The organism is Wolbachia endosymbiont (group A) of Scambus nigricans (assembly GCF_947251485.1).
GTDB classification, from domain to species: Bacteria; Pseudomonadota; Alphaproteobacteria; order Rickettsiales; family Anaplasmataceae; genus Wolbachia; species Wolbachia pipientis.
This window is the reverse complement of sequence record NZ_OX366356.1, coordinates 891,251-912,831: the sequence shown is the minus strand read 5'-3', so window position 1 is coordinate 912,831 and position 21,581 is coordinate 891,251. Positions and strand designations below refer to the sequence as shown.

At 35.4% G+C, this 21,581-nt stretch carries 25 protein-coding genes, 1 other RNA gene and 3 pseudogenes; 18 read left to right on the top strand and 11 right to left on the bottom strand.

The genetic code is table 11. The features are described from left to right. Positions 1-523 precede the first annotated feature (523 nt). From OPR46_RS06795 to rnpB, 5 genes are all read left to right on the top strand, one after another. Positions 524-1,495 carry a hypothetical protein gene (locus OPR46_RS06795; RefSeq protein WP_406833315.1) on the top strand — a complete coding sequence of 324 codons (972 nt, stop codon included), beginning with the start codon at positions 524-526 and terminating at the stop codon, positions 1,493-1,495. 32 nt (positions 1,496-1,527) lie between these two features. Further along, positions 1,528-1,698 carry a hypothetical protein gene (locus tag OPR46_RS06790; protein ID WP_406833314.1) on the top strand — a complete coding sequence of 57 codons (171 nt, stop codon included), beginning with the start codon at positions 1,528-1,530 and terminating at the stop codon, positions 1,696-1,698. Positions 1,699-1,715: 17 nt separating this feature from the next. Then, positions 1,716-1,997 (top strand): hypothetical protein, encoded by a 282-nt coding sequence (locus OPR46_RS06785; protein ID WP_406833313.1) that lies wholly within the window; start codon positions 1,716-1,718, stop codon positions 1,995-1,997. A 22-nt stretch (positions 1,998-2,019) separates the two neighbouring features. Continuing rightward, positions 2,020-2,205, top strand: coding sequence for a hypothetical protein (locus tag OPR46_RS05235; RefSeq protein WP_265043148.1), 186 nt, complete (start codon positions 2,020-2,022; stop codon positions 2,203-2,205). 53 nt (positions 2,206-2,258) lie between these two features. Next, positions 2,259-2,608, top strand: an RNA gene (gene rnpB / locus OPR46_RS05230) — RNase P RNA component class A. A gap of 51 nt (positions 2,609-2,659) precedes the next feature. Here rnpB and OPR46_RS05225 read toward each other — a convergent pair. Both OPR46_RS05225 and OPR46_RS05220 read right to left on the bottom strand, forming a co-directional pair. After that, entirely contained in the window at positions 2,660-3,430 is a 771-nt protein-coding gene (locus OPR46_RS05225; RefSeq protein ID WP_010962797.1) for a response regulator transcription factor, read from the bottom strand. A 129-nt stretch (positions 3,431-3,559) separates the two neighbouring features. Then, positions 3,560-3,700 (bottom strand): hypothetical protein, encoded by a 141-nt coding sequence (locus OPR46_RS05220; RefSeq protein ID WP_265043146.1) that lies wholly within the window; start codon positions 3,698-3,700, stop codon positions 3,560-3,562. A 159-nt stretch (positions 3,701-3,859) separates the two neighbouring features. Here OPR46_RS05220 and OPR46_RS05215 point away from each other — a divergent pair, with 159 nt between their 5' ends. Genes OPR46_RS05215 through OPR46_RS05200 form a run of 4 tightly spaced genes read left to right on the top strand, consistent with a single transcriptional unit; the run spans position 3,860 to position 7,293 of the window. Further along, positions 3,860-4,843: an NAD(P)H-dependent glycerol-3-phosphate dehydrogenase gene (locus OPR46_RS05215; protein ID WP_265043145.1), complete on the top strand. Its 984-nt coding sequence runs from the start codon at positions 3,860-3,862 to the stop codon at positions 4,841-4,843. A gap of 19 nt (positions 4,844-4,862) precedes the next feature. Next, positions 4,863-5,345, top strand: a complete 483-nt coding sequence (locus tag OPR46_RS05210) for a phosphatidylglycerophosphatase A family protein (protein ID WP_006279290.1) — start codon at positions 4,863-4,865, stop codon at positions 5,343-5,345. Beyond that, complete coding sequence (locus tag OPR46_RS05205; RefSeq protein WP_265043143.1) at positions 5,335-6,114, top strand: GNAT family N-acetyltransferase; 780 nt, start codon at positions 5,335-5,337, stop codon at positions 6,112-6,114. Before OPR46_RS05210 ends, OPR46_RS05205 begins: the two co-directional genes overlap by 11 nt. Positions 6,115-6,156: 42 nt before the next feature. Beyond that, positions 6,157-7,293 carry a hypothetical protein gene (locus tag OPR46_RS05200; protein WP_265043141.1) on the top strand — a complete coding sequence of 379 codons (1,137 nt, stop codon included), beginning with the start codon at positions 6,157-6,159 and terminating at the stop codon, positions 7,291-7,293. Positions 7,294-7,296: 3 nt separating this feature from the next. Here OPR46_RS05200 and OPR46_RS05195 read toward each other — a convergent pair whose 3' ends face one another. Continuing rightward, a complete protein-coding gene (locus tag OPR46_RS05195) occupies positions 7,297-8,085 on the bottom strand; it encodes a succinate dehydrogenase iron-sulfur subunit (protein ID WP_010082472.1) in 789 nt (262 codons plus the stop codon). Between the two features lie 86 nt (positions 8,086-8,171). Further along, on the bottom strand, positions 8,172-8,624 hold the full coding sequence (ybeY, locus tag OPR46_RS05190; RefSeq protein ID WP_265044095.1) for an rRNA maturation RNase YbeY: 453 nt from the start codon (positions 8,622-8,624) through the stop codon (positions 8,172-8,174). 24 nt (positions 8,625-8,648) lie between these two features. Between ybeY and OPR46_RS06890 the strand changes: the two genes are divergently transcribed. Together OPR46_RS06890 and OPR46_RS05180 are read left to right on the top strand one after the other, a co-directional pair. After that, on the top strand, positions 8,649-8,780 hold the full coding sequence (locus tag OPR46_RS06890; RefSeq protein WP_255322244.1) for a hypothetical protein: 132 nt from the start codon (positions 8,649-8,651) through the stop codon (positions 8,778-8,780). Between the two features lie 15 nt (positions 8,781-8,795). Then, on the top strand, positions 8,796-8,975 hold the full coding sequence (locus tag OPR46_RS05180; protein ID WP_265043139.1) for a hypothetical protein: 180 nt from the start codon (positions 8,796-8,798) through the stop codon (positions 8,973-8,975). Positions 8,976-9,008: 33 nt separating this feature from the next. Here OPR46_RS05180 and OPR46_RS05175 read toward each other — a convergent pair whose 3' ends face one another. From OPR46_RS05175 to OPR46_RS06775, 4 genes and pseudogenes are all read right to left on the bottom strand, one after another. Then, positions 9,009-9,407 (bottom strand): EVE domain-containing protein, encoded by a 399-nt coding sequence (locus tag OPR46_RS05175; RefSeq protein WP_007549395.1) that lies wholly within the window; start codon positions 9,405-9,407, stop codon positions 9,009-9,011. Next, positions 9,407-10,603: a cell division protein FtsZ gene (gene ftsZ / locus OPR46_RS05170; RefSeq protein ID WP_265043137.1), complete on the bottom strand. Its 1,197-nt coding sequence runs from the start codon at positions 10,601-10,603 to the stop codon at positions 9,407-9,409. Before ftsZ ends, OPR46_RS05175 begins: the two co-directional genes overlap by 1 nt. A gap of 248 nt (positions 10,604-10,851) precedes the next feature. Then, on the bottom strand, positions 10,852-11,301 hold the full coding sequence (locus OPR46_RS05165; RefSeq protein WP_265043135.1) for a hypothetical protein: 450 nt from the start codon (positions 11,299-11,301) through the stop codon (positions 10,852-10,854). 83 nt (positions 11,302-11,384) lie between these two features. Next, positions 11,385-12,996, bottom strand: a pseudogene (locus OPR46_RS06775) (YifB family Mg chelatase-like AAA ATPase). Positions 12,997-13,118: 122 nt separating this feature from the next. Between OPR46_RS06775 and OPR46_RS05145 the strand changes: the two are divergent. Then, positions 13,119-13,958 carry a polysaccharide deacetylase family protein gene (locus tag OPR46_RS05145; RefSeq protein ID WP_320109352.1) on the top strand — a complete coding sequence of 280 codons (840 nt, stop codon included), beginning with the start codon at positions 13,119-13,121 and terminating at the stop codon, positions 13,956-13,958. Further along, entirely contained in the window at positions 13,913-15,487 is a 1,575-nt protein-coding gene (locus OPR46_RS05140) for a penicillin-binding transpeptidase domain-containing protein (RefSeq protein WP_265043129.1), read from the top strand. The genes OPR46_RS05145 and OPR46_RS05140 overlap by 46 nt, the downstream gene beginning before the upstream one ends. A gap of 360 nt (positions 15,488-15,847) precedes the next feature. Here the strand turns inward: OPR46_RS05140 and OPR46_RS07045 are convergent. Beyond that, positions 15,848-16,150, bottom strand: a pseudogene (locus OPR46_RS07045) (integrase core domain-containing protein); the annotation flags it as partial. On the opposite strand from OPR46_RS07045, the gene OPR46_RS05130 reads away from it, so the two are divergent. Beyond that, positions 16,134-16,403 carry a hypothetical protein gene (locus tag OPR46_RS05130; RefSeq protein ID WP_265043126.1) on the top strand — a complete coding sequence of 90 codons (270 nt, stop codon included), beginning with the start codon at positions 16,134-16,136 and terminating at the stop codon, positions 16,401-16,403. The pseudogene OPR46_RS07045 and the gene OPR46_RS05130 overlap by 17 nt on opposite strands. A gap of 22 nt (positions 16,404-16,425) precedes the next feature. Then, a pseudogene (gene terL / locus OPR46_RS06770) lies at positions 16,426-17,981 on the top strand (phage terminase large subunit). Between the two features lie 449 nt (positions 17,982-18,430). Here the strand turns inward: terL and OPR46_RS05110 are convergent. Then, the gene (locus tag OPR46_RS05110; protein WP_182320464.1) at positions 18,431-19,480 is read right to left on the bottom strand and encodes a class I SAM-dependent methyltransferase; all 1,050 of its coding nucleotides are present in this window, start codon (positions 19,478-19,480) and stop codon (positions 18,431-18,433) included. Between the two features lie 101 nt (positions 19,481-19,581). Between OPR46_RS05110 and OPR46_RS05105 the strand changes: the two genes are divergently transcribed. After that, on the top strand, positions 19,582-19,953 hold the full coding sequence (locus OPR46_RS05105) for a hypothetical protein (RefSeq protein ID WP_406833312.1): 372 nt from the start codon (positions 19,582-19,584) through the stop codon (positions 19,951-19,953). Then, entirely contained in the window at positions 19,954-20,238 is a 285-nt protein-coding gene (locus OPR46_RS05100; protein ID WP_010962783.1) for a DUF2610 domain-containing protein, read from the top strand. A 6-nt stretch (positions 20,239-20,244) separates the two neighbouring features. On the opposite strand, the gene dapD is transcribed toward OPR46_RS05100, so the two are convergent. Beyond that, positions 20,245-21,075, bottom strand: coding sequence for a 2,3,4,5-tetrahydropyridine-2,6-dicarboxylate N-succinyltransferase (gene dapD, locus OPR46_RS05095; protein ID WP_265043120.1), 831 nt, complete (start codon positions 21,073-21,075; stop codon positions 20,245-20,247). A 74-nt stretch (positions 21,076-21,149) separates the two neighbouring features. Between dapD and OPR46_RS05090 the strand changes: the two genes are divergently transcribed. Beyond that, entirely contained in the window at positions 21,150-21,578 is a 429-nt protein-coding gene (locus OPR46_RS05090) for an MJ0042-type zinc finger domain-containing protein (protein ID WP_265043118.1), read from the top strand. The last annotated feature ends 3 nt before the right edge of the window (positions 21,579-21,581 follow it).

Genomic DNA, 21,581 nt, shown 5'->3' with positions numbered 1-21,581 from the left:
TAGGTTTTAATCCAACAAACGTAGAATTATAGCCTTTCTTATAATAGTCCGAATGCGATAAGATATGTGTTTATGGCTATAGCAGGCCAGTAGCATATTACGGTCTGTTCGGATTATTGTAAAAAGAGCTATAATTGAGGGGAATGGAGTTGCTTACGGACTCAGCTATCAAGATAATGGTAATGGGAGCAGTAAAGTAAAATTACTTATTAGTCCATTATATCAATCAAAAACATACGAATGTGGTACAAATATCAGCGTAGCAAATGAATTCAAAGATCAATTATCTCTCACATTAATAGAAGATTCAGCTGAAATAGATAAAGTTGGAGTTATCTTTCCTGAAGAAGGAATTAGCGAAGAAGGAGAAAAATGCGTTAAAGGCTTATCTTTTAACACTTACGGAATTAAACAATCAGTTAATACTCCTTCAGTTGAACATTTAGATAAAAGAAAATTACAAAAGAATATTGATAATAATAGTCTTGCAAATGTGGGCAATAGTTACTTTCAACCAAGAGCAGTGAAAGTTGGTAATGGTGACGTAATTGTAATCGCCCATAACTTAAAGGATCAAACTTTAGTTTCTTGGTACTTAAAGTCAAGCGAGAGCGGAAAATTTAAGGTATTGACTGGAGAAAAAGGTGTTACAGAAAGAAAATTGTTCAATTTTGATAATCAGGGGCAATTGGCATTAAATGGAAACACGATGCTTTATTCGCAAGTGAGCAAAAGGATTACTAAGGAAAATCAAGAGGTGAGAAAAACACGTATTTTTAAATTTGATATGGCTAAAGTGATTCAGGGTCTGAAGGATGGAGTTAATGGCTTTTTACTTGGTAATCGAAAAGGTCAAATAGATAATAAAGCACTATCTCTTTCTAGAGAACATGAAATAAGCTTTTTGCAGTATGTTGAACAAACGGAAGGAAATGATCTAGTTGCTTTTCTTGAAAATGACCAATCAGCTAATGAGCAGAGGTTACATATAGCAACTCTACTTAAAAATGGATCAGTGTCAGATTTTCCTATCTATCAATTTACAGATCCTATAGAGCAATTATATATTAAAGGCAACGGTCAGGGTGGTTTTATCGTAACTGCGGTAAGTGGAGAAAATATTGTAACTTTTAATCAAAACGGCTCTGGAAAATCTTCTGAAGCAACAATAATACCGGCAAATAGCATCAAAACTCTCAGTGATTTTGTTAATATCATTAACGGTCGATTAACGCCAGATATTATTTCTAGTAGTACCGTGGCTCCTATAACTGTTGCAGAAACGGTTGTGACTTCTAAGAAAACGCCGACTGCTGCAATTACTAGCACAGCAGAAACCGACGCTGTGAAGACTACTAAATTGACAACGGAAGCCGTTGCACCTACTTCTACAATAAGTAAACCTTCAACGGAGTTAACGACAGTAGCAAAAACAACTACTACTTCACAAGCGACCACGGTTGCTACAACGTCAACTAGTGTGCCGATAGTATAGCTCCTTTTACAATAATCCGAACAGACCGTAATATGCTACTGGCCTGCTATAGCCATAAACACATATCTTATCGCATTCGGACTATTATAAGAAAGGCTATAGTATACCAAGTACTAGAACAAAAGAGTCAACAACTCCTATATTCACCACGACTTTACTTCCTCAGTCTACTTCTTCACCACAACCTACTCAACTTGCTATAGGGTCTAATAAGGCAGGAATGATAGGGAGATCTTTGGTTGGAGCAATAGGTATTGTTGGAATTATAGGATTCATAGCATATAGATATGTTAAGGGTCGTAATGCTGCTCCTGTATTAGAACTAACTGATTTGGGTTATAGAAGGCGATCATCTTCAAGTAGCGATGAAGAAATTTTTACCACTGGTAACAGAATGCGAACTATATATCAATCTGAAACAGTGCTAAATAGTATATCAGTAGAAAGTAGTAGTCGATCAAGAAGTAGCTCATCGTCTTCAAGCGGTGGACCAGGCTCTTGACTAACTGAAGCGGAGTCTAAAAGTGAAAAAAGCTTATCTTGGGATAGTGATGATGTGCCGGAATATCACCTTTATAGCTCTTTTTACAATAATCCGAACAGACCGTAATATGCTACTGGCCTGCTATAGCCATAAACACATATCTTATCGCATTCGGACTATTATAAGAAAGGCTATAGCTATTTGTCTAAATGTTTTTAATATGTAGACTGTTAGGAAATTGTCTTTTGCTTTTGTGATTTTCATGTTAAAGTATAATTCCTAGGTGAAATAAGTAGCTGCTGTTGTGTGATAAACATAGCAGAGGAAAGTCCGGGCTCCAAGGAAAAATAGTGACGGGTAATGCCCGCCGGAGGTAACTCCAGTTATAGGGCTACAGAAAATTACCGCCTAAAATATTTTTAGGTAAGGGTGAAAAGGTGTGGTAAGAGCACACCATGGCAATGGCAACATTGGTAGTCGAGTAACCAACACTAGGAGCAAGATTAAATAGAAGTAGATTTTATGTTTTCCTCATATCTACTCGGGTAAATCGCATGCGGTAAATGGTAACATTTACTCCAGATAAATAGCTACATAAACAGAACTCGGCTTATATTTCACCTAGGCGTTCACATGATACGTGCGATATAAGCCATGCTATATTTAAATGTGTAGGCATTTCATGCGTTGTCCTTAACTTGTTCTGCTTGATAGCCATCACTACTTTCGCCTACATTAACATTAGAATATTCATCATCATCAATATACTCTTTCAGAACATACCCTCTGCCCCAAACGGTTTCTATGTGGCTTTTTCCATCATTTGCACTTTCAAGTTTCTTACGTAATTTGCACATAAAAACATCAACTATCTTGTTATCTGAAGGTTCATCCAAGCCATTGTAAAGATGATTTAAGAACATTTCTTTTGTTAGTACTGTTCCTTTACGCAGTGCTAGCAATTCTATCATAGAATACTCTTTATTAGTAAGGTGAACCGTTTTACCTTTCACCTCAACAACCCTGTGATCAAAATTGATATTTATATTACCAATCTTTATCACCGATTCAGGATGGCCTTTAGTACGACGCACTATGGCCTTAATTCGAGCTAATAACTCGCTTTTATGAAATGGCTTGGTTAAGTAATCATCGGCACCATACCCGAGTCCTTTAGCTTTGTGATTGACAGCGGATATGCATGAAAGTATTAAGACAGGAACTTTGATTTTTGCACTTCTTAGTCTTAACAATATATCATATCCGTCAATATCACCAGGTAAGTGTATATCTAAAATAACTAGGTCATAGTAATCTCCGTTTGAGGAAACCATATTATTGTTATAATCTTGTGCAGAAGTAACAACGTCACAGAAGTGTCCATCAGAAGTTAAGGCGTTAACTACAGTCTTTGCACTTACTTGATCATCTTCAATTAATAATATACGCATATTTTACACCCCATAAATAATTTATAATTTTAGTAATATATATAACTAAGGAAAGTAATAAATCAAATTTTTATTAACAAATGATCAAAATTACACTTATTAATTAATAGTAAATATATTGTTCCAAAGTTATATAAATAGATCTATAGCCTTTCTTATAATAGTCCGAATGCGATAAGATATGTGTTTATGGCTATAGCAGGCCAGTAGCATATTACGGTCTGTTCGGATTATTGTAAAAAGAGCTATAGAATATAATAGACATACCATGATAGTAATAATATTTTTAGTAAATATTGAATTAAAGTTACTATTATTAAAAGAATACTTCGGTTAATAAATATTTAACTATTCTATATGTCTGTGTTATATTTTTAATTTACTTATCCTACTATTTTAAAGTATAAGTAATATTTTCAGGAATATTGTGTGGCAATATCAATTTTAGGTGCTGGTGCATGGGGTACAGCAATCGCAATTTCATTAGGTAGTAAGAAAGATGTGATTTTGTGGACTCACAATGAAACTACATTTGAATCAATCAACGGGAAAAGAGAAAGTGACAAGCTACCCGGTTGTCGAATTTCTGATAATGTGTCAGTAAAATTGGCTATTGAAGACATAATTAATGCTTCAGTAACAATCCTCGCTGTTCCCACTCAGTCTCTGAGGAAGGTATGTCAGCAATTGCATAATTGTAATCTGAAAAAAGATGTAGCAATAATTTTAGCTTGTAAGGGAATAGAAAAGTCTACATTAAAATTACCTAGTGAAATAGTAAATGAAATTTTACCTAACAATCCTATTGCTATTTTTTCAGGTCCTAGCTTTGCTGTAGAAGTTGCAAGAAAATTACCCTATTCAATGGTTCTTGCATGCCAAAATAACACATTAGGTTCAAAGCTAGTATCAGAGCTGCAACAAGAAAATGTTAAATTGGAGTTTAGTAACGACATTATAGGAGTACAGATTTGTGCAGCGTTAAAGAACGTTTTTGCTATAGCGTGTGGGATTGTTCTAGGTAGTAAACTTGGGTTTAATGCTCATGCAGCATTGATTACGAAAAGTATGAGCGAAATTAAGGCTTTATACTCAGCAAAAATTGGTGACGGTAATGTGGATATAAATACACTACTTGGGCCAGCATGTCTGGGTGACCTAATTATGACATGCACATCCTTGAATTCAAGAAACTTATCTTTTGGGTTTAAAATAGGTAATAGTGACAATGGCTTTAATGTTCAGCAGATTTTGTCAGAAGGCGAGTCAGTGATTGAAGGTTTTAGCACTGCTGAGTCCATATTTAATTTAGCAGGAAAGCTAAAGATAAAAATGCCTATATGTGAAGCGGTCTATAGATTATTGTATGAAAGCGCCTCTATAGAGGATACTCTTTCTGTTCTTATAAGTTAATTTTGTATTTGGATATATTGTGAAATTTTTATATAAATTAATATCAACGTGGTGGCTGTCTGGAACAGTAAAAAAAATGCCAGGTACTGTGGGTAGTTTGGCTTCTTTTCCGCTTGTTCCTGTAATCCTGAGCAACAAAATTTTAGGTGCAGCAATTATTTCTTTTTTATTCTTAATTGGATTATGGTCTACAGGTAATTATATAAAACATTACAAGACTTCATGTGATCCAAAAGAGGTAGTAATTGACGAAGTGGTTGGTCAATTGCTGACGATACTTTTAGTTTCGATATTGTTAAGCCAAGAGATGAATTGTTCTTCATTGTTGTTGTGCTTTTTTTCTTTTAGGTTTTTTGATATAATAAAAACGTGGCCTATAAATTTAATCGATAAAAATACCAAAGGTCCTTTAGGTATTATGCTAGATGACGTTATAGCTGCAATTTTAGCCTGTGTTCTTATAGGAGCCTTTTATTGTTTATTGTTGGTGTATGCAGGATAAAAAAATTTATTATTCAAGCTTAATTGTTCAAAATCTAAAGGATTATATACTGTACACAGCGAATTTATCTGAGTGGGAAGTACACGATGAATTTGATAACATCATATTTACAATAAATGGTACCAGGGAGTCATTATTTAATTTTGTGTTCTGTGGAGATCAATGTGCCGAGCTTTCTATACAAAAAACTCTAGATTATCTCAGAACAAGAGATATAGAAGCAACATGGGTAATAAATTCACATATGAAAATAAGAGATATTTTAAAAAAGTGTGAAATAAAACACGTTAGCACACCAAAAAAAGCTTTACTTAATATGAAAAATTACTTTTTACCTGCTGATGTTATTCCAAACTTGAGGTTAAATGCTGTGAATGGTAGCAACCTCTTAGAACAGTTAGATCTACACACTTCTAAAATTTTTTATCATGGCGTTGGAATTGTCAGCACATTTTTTCGCGGATTATCAAATTATGATGATAAGAACTCAAGATTAAGATTTTTTCTTGTAACACTAAATAATGAAATTATTGGGACATGCGGTCTTTATGTTCAAGATAGCGTAGCTGGTTTTTATAGTGATGGAGTTTTACCAATTTACAGGAATCGTGGAATAGGTACCCAAATGGTTTTAGAAAGAATAAAGATAGCTAAACAGCTTGAATGCAAATATATAGTAGCACATTGTATGAAATCTTCTGTGAACCTTTATAAGAGATTGGGCTTTCAAATGTTAGGCAATCTTTACTTATATACCTCTTCAGCATAATTCTGAGCGGTTACAAATTTTTACATTTGTTTTAAAAGTGCTATGTTTTTTTTGTATGAAGTGGTTTTAATATTGATTCTAATATTATTCTTTCTCTCTTATTCTAAATTAAAAATTAGTAATAAGATTAAGAACTTACAGCATCAAAATGTTATCATAAATAATTTAATTGATACTGTGAATGATGGGTTTTATATTTGGGATGCAAAAAAACGTATAGAAAAGTTCTCTCCCAATTTACTAATTTTGCTTAATACTGTTTTTTACTCATTTAATGAGTTTGTGAATTTTTTTGAGCAATCAGAAAGCTTAATCAAAAATTTTGTTGAGGCAAAGGAAATAAATAAATCTTTTACTCTAGATTTAAAGTCAAAAGACAGTGAGGTTTATTGCATATGTTACGGTAGAAGCATAATAGATGATTCTAACAATGTGATAGGTGTGCTGTTATGGATAAGGAATGTCTCAGACTGTAAGATAAAGGCTAACGGACTTGAGTTAGAAAATAGTAAGCTTACACAGGAAGTGGAGAGCTATAAAAACGTTTTCAACTCTTTACCATTTCCAATACTAAGATATAACAAGAGTAGAAAGGTGGAATTTTATAACTTGTTTTATGATAAATATGTAGATGGTTCTAAGAAATTTGCTATTACCGGTAGCGCTCATAGCACAAAACCAGGAAGACATGTCATAACTTATAAGAACGAACCTAAGGTTTTCGATTTTGTTAAAATTCCAATGCAAGGTTCTGGTAGCATAGTAATGTATGGGAAAGATGTTAGTGATGCAGAGAAGTTATATACTGAATTAAACAGTTATTTAGCTACACAGAAAAATTTGCTTGAGAGGTTACCGGTTGCTATAGTAATATATAGTAAGAATCAAAAGCTAAAATTTTATAATAATGCTTTTATAAAAACCTTTCAATTTGACCCAAAATTTTTGGCATCTTACCCAACTTATCACGAAGTTATGCTTTACCTCTTCGAATCTAAAAAGCTTTTAGAAAAAGAGGATTTTCAAACTATTAGTAACCAAAGACATGAGTTGTTCAAAAAATTATTTGAATCGTACGATGATACGATGCACTTCACAAACGGAAAAGCGTTCAGGGTATTAACAATACCCTACGCTTCGGAAGGTTTGCTGTTCTCTTACGAAGAATGCAAAAGATAATACTTAAACTCCTTCTCTCTCTACCATGAGCTGTTTTACTTTCGCTATTGCTCTTGCTGGATTAAGTCCTTTAGGACAAGTTTTTGTGCAATTCATTATTGTATGACAACGATACAACTTGAATGGGTCGTTTAAAACATCAAGTCTTTCACCTGTCTTATTATCACGGCTGTCAGCAATCCATCTGTAAGCTTGTAATAGTATTGCTGGTCCTAAAAATTTATCACTATTCCACCAGTAGCTTGGGCAACCAGTCGAACAGCAAGCACATAATATACAGTCGGACAAGCCATCTAATTTTTTTCTATCTTCAGAAGATTGAGAGTATTCTTTATTTGGTAGGGCAGGCTTATCTGCTTGTAACCAAGGTTTAATTGATTTGTATTGCTCATAAAATTGGCTCAAATCCGAGACTAGGTCCTTTATTACATACATGTGAGGTAATGGATATATTTTTACGTCACCTTTTATATCATGTATAGATCTAGTACATGCAAGAGTATTGGTTCCGTCAATATTCATGGCACAAGATCCACATATGCCTTCTCTACAAGAACGTCTGAAAGTTAAAGTCGAATCTATTTCATCCTTTATTTTTATTAATGCATCAAGTACCATAGGGCCACAACTATCCATATCAATAAAAAATGTGTCTATTCTAGGGTTTTTCTCGTCATCAGCAGACCAACGGTAAATTTGAAATCTTCTGATGTTTTTTGCTCTAGCAGGAATAGGATAAATTTTGCCCTTTTGATTAATTTTAGAATTCTTTGGCAAAGAAAACTGAACCATATCACTTACCTTTTATTGTTTATAGCTAAAACCCTTTGTAGATAACATATTTTATTATCATCTACTATATTTTTATTAAATTCCTTTTAAATCGCACACATATTGTAGCCAAGCGAAGCTAAAATCTCTCTTTCTAGATTTTTCATTATAATTTCTTCATCTTTTTTTTTGTGATCATAACCGAGTAAATGCAGTAATCCATGCACTAACATGTGTGCAATGTGAGCAAGAATGGGTATATAATACTCATGCGATTCTCTTTTTATTGTGTCTATTGAAATTGCTATGTCTCCTAAATCGCACTCATTAGACAATTGTTCATACGGAAATGATAGTACGTTAGTTGGCTTATCCATTTCTCTAAATTTTAAATTAAGTTGATGTAGCAAGTCATCATCAGCCAGAGCTATTGATATATTTGGTTTATAGTGGTCTATTTTTAATTCTTTTAGAGAAGCATTGATGACACCTAATACAAAATTTTTAGGATTTTCTATAATGCTGCACCATTTCTTGTCAAGAATATTTACTTCTAACATGAGTGACACATCAGTAAGGGTGTCATGCAAATAGCTGACACTGGAATCCAAAAAAGAAGAGTTATAGACCCTTGTGTCATGTACACAACTGTACGAATATTGTACACTAGAAGGATGTCATCCCAGTGTCTAGGCACTGGGATCCAGGAATTTTGATTAGACATCAAGTTAGTGAATATAAAAGTAGCTAATCTTATATTAAAACACAACGGCTTTAGTGTGGTTGCATTAAGGCTGGATTCCAGTGTCAAGCACTGGAATGACACCTTTGTGTTTGATGCAAAATCGGCTATAACGTTTAATGCACTGCCTTCGAGACAAATATTCATACAGCTGTGCGTTGTGTGCTGAGATGACATCATTTAGGAACTGAAATGACAGGTATTACACATCACTCATCCTTATTATTTCATTCCATTCAATTTCCGAAACTGGGGCAATTGATAAACGTGGTTGTTTTAATATAGTCATATTTTTCAAAAGTGGGTTTTGTTTTATATTATTTAACGTTACTTGGTTATTTAAAGGTTTCAAAAACTTTACATTCACTAATCCGAACTTGGGATCATTAACATGATAATACTCTTTAAATACTTCAACGATTCCAAGTATTGCTTTCTCTTTACCTGTATGATAAAAAAACGCAAGATCGCTTGCTTTCATAATTTTCATGTAATTTTGAGCTTGATAATTGCGCACACCATCCCACTCAACTACCTGCTCCTTTTCCATTTTTTGCCATGAGTATTCACTTGGCTCTGACTTAAGTAGCCAAAATTGCATTATTTTTTTCTTCTTAAGTAAGCTGGTATATCATAGATATTGCTGCCCCACTTAGCTCCTTCGCTTACCTGTTCAGCTGGTTTTGTTTCCAGTGTTTTGTCTTGTGTACTTTCACTTTGACTATATGGCCACTTAAATTTCTCTTTCTCTGAGTCTTCGCTCTGACTTACAGGTGAAGTTTCTGATTTATTATTGCGACCATCAATGCCAGTTGCAAGAACAGAAACTCTAACTCTTCCCTCCATCGCTTGATCAAAAGTAGCACCAAATATTATATTTGCATTTTCATCTACTTCTTCACGCACTCTATTGGCTGCAGCATCAACTTCAAACAGAGTCATATCTCCGCCACCAGTAATGTTAATTAATATTCCTTGCGCACCTTTCATTGATACATTATCAAGCAATGGATTAGATATTGCAGCCTCTGCAGCACTAATTGCTCTATCTTCTCCTTCTGCCTCTCCGGTGCCGATCATCGCTTTGCCCATCTCGCTCATTACTGTTTCTATATCAGCGAAGTCAAGATTGATAAGCCCTGGCATGACCATCAAGTCAGTTACTCCTCTGATGCCAATGTGCAGAACATTATCAGCAAGTTTAAATGCATCAGAAAATGTAGTTTTTTCATTTGCAATTCTAAATAAATTCTGATTTGGAATGACAATAAGTGTATCCACGTATTTTTGCAGTTCTTCAAGTCCAAGCTCTGCAATGCGCATACGGCGCACACCTTCAAAACCGAACGGTTTAGTTACAACTCCAACAGTCAATATCTTTTTTTCTTTTGGCGCTCTATCCTTAACTGCGGCTCTTGCTTCTCTGGCTGCTTTTGCAATTACCGGTGCTGCACCAGTTCCAGTACCACCGCCCATTCCTGCTGTGATGAAAAGCATATGACTATCTTTTATATGCTCCATAATCTCATCAATTGACTCTTCTGCTGCACCTTTGCCAATATCAGGCAAAGCACCAGCACCAAGCCCCTTAGTTAAATTAATGCCAAGCTGAATTTTTTTATCACATAACGACTTTTCTAGTGCTTGAGCATCGGTATTTGCGACAACAAAATTCACTCCTTGCAAATTAGATTGGATCATGTTATTCACAGCATTTCCACCAGCACCACCCACTCCCACAACGGTAATCCTTGGGTGTAATACAGGCAACTCCGGCAGACTAAGATCAATAGACATTTAAATTACTCAAATTTAGCGGATCCACTTGATAATAAGTTACCGCTTTTTTAATAATATGCAAATACTTTTCACTTCTATAGGCGTAAATAGTAAACGGGATTTACTTATTCTTAACATTTATACTAATAAGTGCCGTTAATTATAACAACTAGATTCTTAGATGACATCACTTAACCGATGCAAAAAATAGAAAACGTTTATAAAAAGGGAGAGAAACCTATCCCTTTTTATTTTGTTGAAGATTATTATACTGCCTGATCTTTCCCTTTCAATGCTTCAACTGCAACATCTTTTAATTTTGAGGCAACTTGATATGTTCCATAAACAGCAGCAACTGCAGCAATTGCCATTATGGCACCCGCAACTATCTGACCAGCAACACCTGTTCCGATAAATCCAGGTAATGAAGCAGCTATTGCTTGATTTGTTCCAACAAAGTAACTGGCAGTCTTAGCAAGAAACCCAGAAGCTTCTGCTGCACCAACAAAGCCTGCTTTTATATGCATTGCTGTAAAGACAACACTTGCAACTGCAAGCGGAAATAATGCTGTTCTCCCTTTATTATGCATAGCGTACTTACCAGCTCCACCAGCAGCACCAGGAATTCCCCAGTATTTTTCAGCTCGTATATATCCTTCTGAAATAGCACGAAAAATGCCATCCCCTTTTTCATAGCTATAATTTGTTAATGCCATAACTCTACCCCTTAAATAGAATGTTAAAATTTCATTAAGGAAGCATATAGTAAAAAAAATTGCCTGTCAAGTAAAATAATTTTTTAATATACCTTTATTCTATAATTGAGCGCTTCAGCAATGTGTGCTCTTTTTACTTCTTCACTTTTTGCAAGATCTGCAATAGTTCTTGCAACTTTTAATACGCGTGTGTAGCCTCGATTGGAAATGTAATTTTCTTTCAGTACGTATTTTAGCAATTCTAACCCTGCCTGATCTGGTTCAGTAAATTTATTAAATGCTTCACCGCTTACTTCTGAATTGCAACGAATATTTAATTCACTATAGCGCTCAGTTTGAACTTTTCTTGCTGCTATCACTCTTTCTCTTATGATTTTAGTACTTTCTCCCTCCACAGAGATTTCAGGAGAGAGTATGCTAACGTTTGGCATTTCAATGCATATGTCTATTCTATCAAGCAATGGGCCTGATATTTTGTTTTTGTAATCTGTGCCACACTTTGGAGCTTTGTTGCACGATCTGCTTGCATCACCTAAATAACCGCACCTGCAAGGGTTCATTGCAGCAATCAGTTGAAAATTTGCAGGGTAGGTTATGTGAGCATTTGCCCTTGCAACGGTAACTTTTCTATCTTCAAGTGGTTGGCGCAGAGAATCAAGCACAAGTCTTGGAAATTCTGGCAACTCATCAAGGAATAACACGCCATTGTGAGCCATGGTAATTTCTCCAGGTTTTGCATTCTTTCCTCCCCCTATCATCGCTGGTATAGAGCATGAATGATGAGGTTCACGAAAGGGACGAGTTATTTGAATATTTCATTACCAGTTTTTGTTATGCTGGAAATAATATCAACATCAATCATCTCCTGTTCGGTTAAATCAGGCAGCAACCCTATAAAGCGTTTAGCAAGCATTGATTTTCCAGTACCAGGAGGGCCAACAAGAAGCATATTATGCCCACCTGCTGCTGCAATTTCAGCTGCTCTTTTTGCAACAACTTGGCCTTTGATATCCTTCATATCGGGAACCAATCTTTTTTCTTTGGGTGCATCACTATAATTAAAAATTACTGGCTGAATTAATTGCTCACCCTTAAAGTGTCTGATAATATCAGTTATAGCCTTTCTTATAATAGTCCGAATGCGATAAGATATGTGTTTATGGCTATAGCAGGCCAGTAGCATATTACGGTCTGTTCGGATTATTGTAAAAAGAGCTATAATTTCTCTATAGCCAGAATTGAAACATTCTTCACCCATACAGCTTCTACACCATTTCCTCTCGGGCAAATTACTCCTTTATTGTCCTTTTTTGCATTAATTGCTGTTGGCAGCACACCTGAAACTGGAATAACTCTGCTATCAAGAGCCAGTTCACCCATGATTATATAAGACTGAACTTTTTCAACTGGTATCACATTCATTACAACAAGTAGTCCAATAGCAATAGCCAAGTCATAATGACTGCCTTCTTTCAGCAAATCCGCAGGGGAGAGATTAACTGTAATTCTTTTTGGAGGTAGTAGTAGATTGATTGAATTTAACGCTGCTCTGATGCGCTCTCTGGATTCTGCAACAGTTTTATCCGGCAAGCCAACAATATTAAAAGCTGGAATACCATTTGCCATATGAATTTGTGCATTGACATTTACTGTGCTAATTCCCTGAAGCGCAACGGTATTTATATTTGCAATCATAATATATTATATAAAATTGTTAATACAATATATTAAAGAAGCGATGAAGTAAAGGCTACAGCAATTAAAGATGGCTTAACTTAGCAAAAAAGTGTAGTATTCTATCACTTTGCTGATTACAAATGTTTATAAGGATAATCACTTTTTTCTTACTATATTCAAGTACGGCTTTTTGTAGTGATTGTAATTTTAATTTACCATACTGTGGGCTCAGTTGTAATCTAGATCTATCATATAGAAATTTAAGTAATATAAAAAAATTATTGAATAACGACGATAAGTTTGTTGCGCTTACGTTTGATGATGGACCGTCTAACAATAGAGTAAACGATATTATTAATGTTCTGGAAAGCTATGAAGCAAAAGCAACATTTTTTGTGCTTGGTGAACGTATAAATGAAAAAACGTCTGAAATAGTAAAGAAAATTCATGAATCAGGTCATGAGTTAGGCAATCACTCTTGGTCGCATAGGAATTTGACATCACTTTCAAGTGAGGAACAATTGCAAGAATTGGAAAAGACAAATACAGCAATTAAAAATGCAATAAAACAAGATGTAAAATGGTTTCGTCCGCCATATGGATGTTATGACGATAATCTGATTGAAAATACTGATCAATTAAATATGTATTCAATATTATGGACAGTTGATTCGCTAGATTGGCAAGGTGATAAGCCAGAAACTTTAGTTGAAAGAGTTTTAAGTAATGTACATAATGGAGCAGTTATACTGTTTCATGATCACAATAACAGGTCAAACACAATTGAAGCTTTACCTCATATTATTAAAATACTAAAAAAATCAGGTTATAAGTTTGTGACCTTAAGTGAGTGGGAAAAAAGGGTTTGTAATACGGTAAAAGCCAGAAGTGTAACAATAAAAGAGGGGAAAAAAGTGTGTTTTGAAGGAATGTTATGTGGACAAAAAACAAAGTCTTTAACCGCAGAGCATTCATATTAGGTGGTATTCAGCTTACCATTTCTGCGGTTTTTAGTTGCAGGTTATATAATTTACAAATACGAAACAGACAAAAGTACGAAGCACTATCTAATAGTAATAGAATAAGAGTTGCTACTATTATGCCTAAGCGGGGCAAAATTTTAGATAGGAATAGCATTGAACTTGCGGTAAATAAAATTTCGTATGTTGTTTTGTTTGATGGTTCTGGTAAGGAAGTTGATTTGCAGACATTATCAGAAGTCGAGTCTAAGATAGCAAAATCGTCAGAAAAAATAACTGCTCTTTATAAACGTTATTACCCGTTTGGTTCAATGTGTTCTCATGTAATCGGATATACAAAAAGACAGCAAGGCATAAGCGAAGTAGGAATCAGCGGTATTGAATATACATATGATCATATATTGAAAGGCAAGTCAGGAAAATCTGAGCAGGAAATAAATTCTAAAAAACGCGTCATAAAAGAATTATCAAGCATACCACAACAAGACGGACAAGATGTACAACTGACAATTGATATTAATCTGCAAGAGAAAACCGCAGAGGTATTTAAAGATCACCAAGGCTCCGCAGTGGTAATTGATGTAAATAATGGAGAAATTTTAGCATTATATAATTCACCTTCTTACGATAATAATCTTTTTGCTAGCAGGCTATCAAATGAGACTTGGGAGAGCTTGAATGCTCCTTCATTGCCGCTCGTGAATCGTGCGTTATCATATCAAATTCCACCTGGTTCAATATTTAAAGTAATAGTTGCGCTTGCGGGTTTAAAAGACGGAATAATCACACCAGAAGAAAAATTCTCGTGTAAGGGCTATATGAAAATAGGTGAGCGGAAATTTCGTTGCCTGAAAAGCAAAGTCCATGGATATGTATCTTTAAATGAAGCAATGGCATTATCATGCAACACTTACTTTTATAATATAGGGAAAAAAATAAGTGTAGACTCTCTAGTAGAAATGGCCAGAAAATTTGGTATTGGAAGTGGGCCACTGATTGGAACGTTTAAAGAAGAAGCTCCAGGGTTGTTGCCAGATAGAGATTGGCGTACACGAAAGCTATATTCGCAGTGGTATTTAGGTGACACTATCAACTTAGTTATAGGACAAGGGTATATGCTTACAACACCACTACAGCTTGCAGTTCTTGCAGCGAGGATTGCAACAGGAAAAGAGGTAATTCCCCGCATTAAGATGAATGAAACGATACAAGATTTTCCCGATATTGATGTGGATTGTGAGCATCTTAGCATAGTTCGAAAAGCTATGTTTGATGTGGTGAATTCTAAAACTGGAACCTATAAGAAAGGGCTAAGCGGTATACAAATTGCCGGTAAAACCGGTACACCAGAGATAAACTCTAAGGGTGAAAGTCATAAGTTATTTATCGCTTATGACTCTTACCATAACCCGCGCTATGCAATCTCTGTGTTTATAGAACACGGCAAAGCCCCACGCCAAGATGTTGCTATAGCTAATGAAATATTTCAGTATATGCTTGAAACTATGAGTATTAAACTTCTTGCATAACCATATAACGAACTTTTATTGGGAATAGAAACGAAAAAACTTACTTGACACCCTTCGCCAGCGCCCTTATCATGATAGTGAAGCTATTGTATTTGCTTTCGCCAATCTGCAGATTAAGAGGTAAGGATTACTTAATGTATCGGCGTCTTATGTTCAATTTTTTGCAGTATTGACCTTACCCAGAAAAAGTAGACAGAAAGTTAAGACGTTTTTGCTATGAGAATGATGAATCAAAAAGCTCAGGAATGCAATAGTTATAGCCTTTCTTATAATAGTCCGAATGCGATAAGATATGTGTTTATGGCTATAGCAGGCCAGTAGCATATTACGGTCTGTTCGGATTATTGTAAAAAGAGCTATAATAGTAGAATGTCTACGCTGTTTATTATAAAAAATTTCTATATATTCAAATATTGCGGTTTTAGCTTGTTGTGCAGAGTGTTGTGAAGTATCAATGAGTAACTCTCTCTTAAGTGAACTAAAAAAGCTCTCTGAAACAGCATTATCATAACAACAACCTTTGTGACTCATACTAGAAGTAATATTTTTTGTACTTAGTAAAAATTGATAATTTTTAGAGGTGTATTGCGATCCTTGATCGCTATGAAATAGTAGATTTTTAGCAGATTTGCGCCTACCAATAGCCATGAATAACGCATCTATAGCTCTTTTTACAATAATCCGAACAGACCGTAATATGCTACTGGCCTGCTATAGCCATAAACACATATCTTATCGCATTCGGACTATTATAAGAAAGGCTATAAAACATAAAAAACGCCAATATTTTAAAGCGGATAATAACCACGGGGCTTCTTTTGCCTTTTTTTTATTTGGTAAATTTCTTAATGTTTGTAATTGCAATTTAAGAGACCATAAAGGGTCAGTGCTCCTTTTTCTGTCATCCCAGCGTTAAGCGCTGGTTTCAACATTATATCATGAACTTTCTAAAATTCATTGAACTGTGCTTTCAAACGGTAGTGCCGGGGTGTGAGTATAACGATTATCAGTATATAAAAGTCATAGCAGATAGGCTGGAAGCGGCGAGCGCTGGTGAAGTGAAACGAATAATATTCAATATGCCTCCGCGCTCGATGAAGTCCATGTGCATAAGCGTTGCGTGGCCCGCATGGATACTGGGAAACCAACCAACTGCGAGAATAATAGTTGCAAGTTATTCTCAGCGGCTCAGCGAAAAGCACTCGCTCGACACCAGGTGCGTGATGCAGTCTAGTTGGTATAGAGCGCTATTTCCAGAGATAGAACTATCCAAAGACCAGAATACAAAATATAAATTTCAAACAGTGCAGAGAGGATACAGAATCGCAACATCAGTTGGTGGAACACTAACTGGTGAAGGTGGTGATTTTATCATTGTGGACGATCCGCTCAGTTCTGATCAAGCTTTGAGTGAAACGCTTAGAAAGCGTGCCACAAACTGGTTTGATCAGACTTTAGTAACCAGGCTGAACGATAGAAAAAAAGGAGTCATCGTTCTTGTAATGCACAGGCTACACCAGGAGGACTTAACTGGACACCTTCTCTCCAAGCCAAAAAACATATGGCATCATATTTGTTTGCCAATGATTTCTGAAAATAAGCAGGTTATAGCTCTTTTTACAATAATCCGAACAGACCGTAATATGCTACTGGCCTGCTATAGCCATAAACACATATCTTATCGCATTCGGACTATTATAAGAAAGGCTATATTTATTCAATCAAAAAGCCAATACCTCCCGTTCCTATCATCCGAGTAGCTCAGCACTGTGCGACCAGGCGATTATATAATAAACCAGCGTCACCTGTAAGGATATTATATTCAAGAGAAGAAGGTCAGTTGTTATATCCCCTCGATGGAGGAAAAGAAGAAGTTGAGATAATAAAAGCTGAACTTGGGAGTTACGCTTTTGCTGCTCAATATCAACAAAACCCTCTGCCGCTTTCAAGTGGTATAATTAAACCAGGGTGGTTGAAACGCTATAAAAAATTTCCTGATAATCTCTCGCATATAACACAAAGTTGGGATACTGCGGTTTCAACAAGTAACATGAGCAACTTTAGTGTCTGCATCACCTGGGCAAAAATAGATAATAAATTCTATTTACTCGACGTATATCGCGCAAAGCTTGAGTATCCAAAGCTTAAAGAACAGGTTTTGTCACTAGCTGCAAGATGAACACCACACGCAATTTTAATCGAAGCAAAAACAAGTGGTCAACAATTGGTGCAAGAGCTAAAGACAAACAGTGATTTACCGATTATTGAAATAGTGCCACATGATGACAAGCTCACTCGATTTCATCAAATTGTTCCGATTATAGAGTCTGGCAAGGTTTTTCTGCCGCACCAAGCAGTATGGCTGAACGATTTTGAGTATGAGATTTTAATGTTCCCAGAAACGCGCCACGACGACCAAGTGGATAGTACCGTGCAATATTTGCAGTGGGTGAGAAACAGTACCTCCAGGGTTGCAGCTATACGAGCATTGTGATTTGAGTCTACCAGTACTGGGATGACAGCTAGGAGACAACCGTCATCCCGCTGCTTGTTAGCGGGATCTAGAGATACCGCGGCGGTATGACGTAGGACTGCTGTTATTCCAGTGTCTGGGCACTGCCGTCTTGGATGGAAAGGCTGGATCCAAGTAGTCAGCTACTCGTATGACATCTTTGTGTTTGAGGCAAAACCAGCTATAACATTTCTTCGCAAACAAATGTTCGTACAGTTGTGGGTCGTGCACAACTCTATTCCTATAGTGAGTAGCTCCCTCCTATCTTATTTATATCATATTTTTAACTTACCCAATAACATAAATTACTTTAGCTATGCTATAGCTAAAGTGGCTTAGGTTTACTTACAATTTGAAAAACAACAAATTCGTCATTCCGCTACTCGTTAGCGCTGCGGCGGTATGATGTAGGGAAACCTTTCTTGGGTTAGCTATATCAATAGCATTGCTTTAAAAAGAGTGCCCATATTTTCAGTCAACCTTAAGAATTCACTAAAGATCCTATTCTTTTGTTCATCACTTGCGCTTTTCATTAAAGCCAGGGTTCTTTCTTTTATGCCAAAAAGATATAAAAATTCTCTTTGAGTTAAAATCTCGCAATCTACGTGTTTTAATGAATCTTTTAATGCTTGAAAGTTTACAAGTGCGGTAATATCACTATTACCAACATTCTCAAGAAAATTAGCATACTTATGTTGTTTTATCGATTGCAAAGTGCTCTTATATGCGGGGTATACATAACCGTAATCTACAATCAAAGCAGCTCCTTTATTATTATATATCTTCTTCTCAAGTTTTTTTAATATTTCAACCCCAACTGAACATATTTCCACCACTGCACCATTAAAAAATTTTCCATTTGTCATCTGAGTAGCTGACACTGGAATCCATGATTCTTTTTTTCTGGATTCCAGTGTCACGCACTGGCATGACACCAAGAGACTGCCATCATCTTGTTTTGTCACCATATTTTCATACCACCCCTCATCATGATATACAAACTGATCTATCGGAAGAGCGTCAAAGAACTCATTTGCTAAAAAAATGGTAGGTTGTTCTGGTAGGTTGTCAATATTTTTGTGCCAATTAACATCTAAGCTTTTTAATTTTTCCTTTTGTATCTTTCGTAAAGTAGGGCTTATTTCAACTAAGTGGATCAACATTGAATTAAAAAAGCTGCTGTATTTTTTAGTGACTCTTATTATATCGTGAATGAGTGTTCCTTTGCCTGGACCAAGTTCAACTAGAGAAAATTTTGATGGCTTTCCTAATTTTTCCCATGTATGCATTATCCAAACTGCAATTACTTCACCAAATAATTGGCTGATCTCAGGTGCGGTAGTAAAATCACCATCCTTACCAAGCGGTAATTTACTTGTATAATAGCCGTATTTTTCATGGTACAAAACGGCATTCATGAAATCACTGATGGATATTGATCCTTGACTTTTGTCAATTAATTCGTGTATATAAGTGAGCATGTTATTAATAAATGTTTAACTATAGCGTGCCATAACATAAAATAGTAGAGTATTTATATATATAGTATACACTTAAGTTTGTGAGTAATAGTGCTTCAGTTATGGACGACAAAAACACCGATTATGTTGCCCTTATAGCTCAAGATGATAGTATTGAATACAAATTTGAAGAAGCTGTCAATTTTATAGAAAACAAGGTTATAAATGCTGATGGGCTAACTTTAGCGGAAGTGTTTCAAGTGCTAGTTCAAATGCTAGATGGTGATCTAGCATTGGTAAAAAAAGTACTAGGATATGCTAATATTATGGCAAAGCATGGAATGAAGGTAGCAAAAGAGTCGCAATTAAGCAGAGCTGATGTTCGCCGAGCTTTGGAAGGTAGAGAAAGTGTTGTCAATAGACAAGATTTTATAAAGAAACCACCTCTTCCACCTGCTATAAAATCGACCAAAAAGAAAAGTAGAGGTCTTTAGATGGCTGAATCTATAAAAAAATTTACTGTACAATGTGACTTCAAAGGACAAAGTTCACCTTTTGCAATATACATAGGAAATCCAAAAAGTGATGCTCATCCAATTCATCATCAAGATTCCTGGCTTGTAAAAGAACGTGGAGGGAATATTCCTAATAAAGTAAAAGAAAGTCTACAAAAATTATATAAACTATCTCAAGAAAATGGAGTCTCTTTCTCAGAGTTATGCGCGTATGCCATTACTGTGGTTAGTAATAATGATAAAAAAAGTGACGACAAGGAGTAAGATAGTTTAATCCCTCAATATTTCATTTATAGAGATTTTCGATCTCGTCTTTTCATCCACTTTTTTTACTATGACTGCACAATAGGTTGAAATATTATTTTTAGATGGAATAGACCCTGGTACCACTACAGAATAAGGTGGCACTTCGCCGTAAAATACCTTGCTAGTTTCTCTATCAATAATCTTTGTTGATGCCCCAATAAACACACCTATGCCAAGGACTGATCCTTCTCTCACTACCACACCCTCGGCCACTTCGCTACGTGCTCCAATAAAGCAATTATCTTCTATAATGACAGGTGAAGCTTGAATAGGCTCAAGAACTCCACCTATTCCCACTCCACCGGAAATATGACAGTTTTTTCCTATTTGCGCACAGCTACCAATCGTTGACCAGGTATCTATCATTGTTCCTGAATCAACATATGCACCAACGTTGATAAAACTTGGCATTAGAACAACATTTGTACCTATATAAGCAGATCGGCGAACAAAACACCCAGGAACTACTCTAATTTTTAACCGGCGAAATTTCTCCTCATTCCATTCACTAAACTTGTTACCGATCTTATCAAACCAGCAATTAGTATTATCTATTATTTTATTTTCTTCGGTGAGAAAATGTAATAATATTGCCTGCTTTATCCACTTATGTACTACCCATTCTCCACTTGATAGCTTTTCTGCTACTCTAATTTTGCCACTATCAAGGAGCTCAATTACCTCTTTAATTGCTATTCTTGCTGTTTTCTTTAGATTACAGTCATTAAATTTTTCTCTATTTTTCCAAATATCTTCTATCTCACTCTGTGCTTTTTTTAGTTGCAAACCTTCCATTTGTTATATATATATTGATATTAAATTTGTAGCTCGTATCATTTGGGCTTGTTACTACTTTATACGTAAGTACTATGAAAATACAATGTTATAATTGTACTAAGACTTATTTAGTATCTCACGAGCAAATAGGTGCATCTGGAAGAAAGGTAAAATGTACGAACTGCAATCACATATGGTATGAATATCTAGAAGAAGTGTCAAACAAACAGCACTCTGCTAATATACAGGAAAAAAAAGTTAGTGGAAGGAATTTTTTACAAAATCTAGCATTTACCACTCTAGCTTTTGCAACAGCTACAGGGTTATGCGTCGTAATTGCTAACGGCATCTTTCCTAGAGAGATGAACAAAGCATACAAAACGATCAGTTCATATAAGGATTCAATAAGCTATAAATTAGGGTACAAAAAAGAACAAACAGAAAGTCCAAATGTAAAAAAACTTGCTGTAAATAAGTTTTATCAAGACTACCTTTTTTTATCTAATTTAAGATCTAGTTAAATA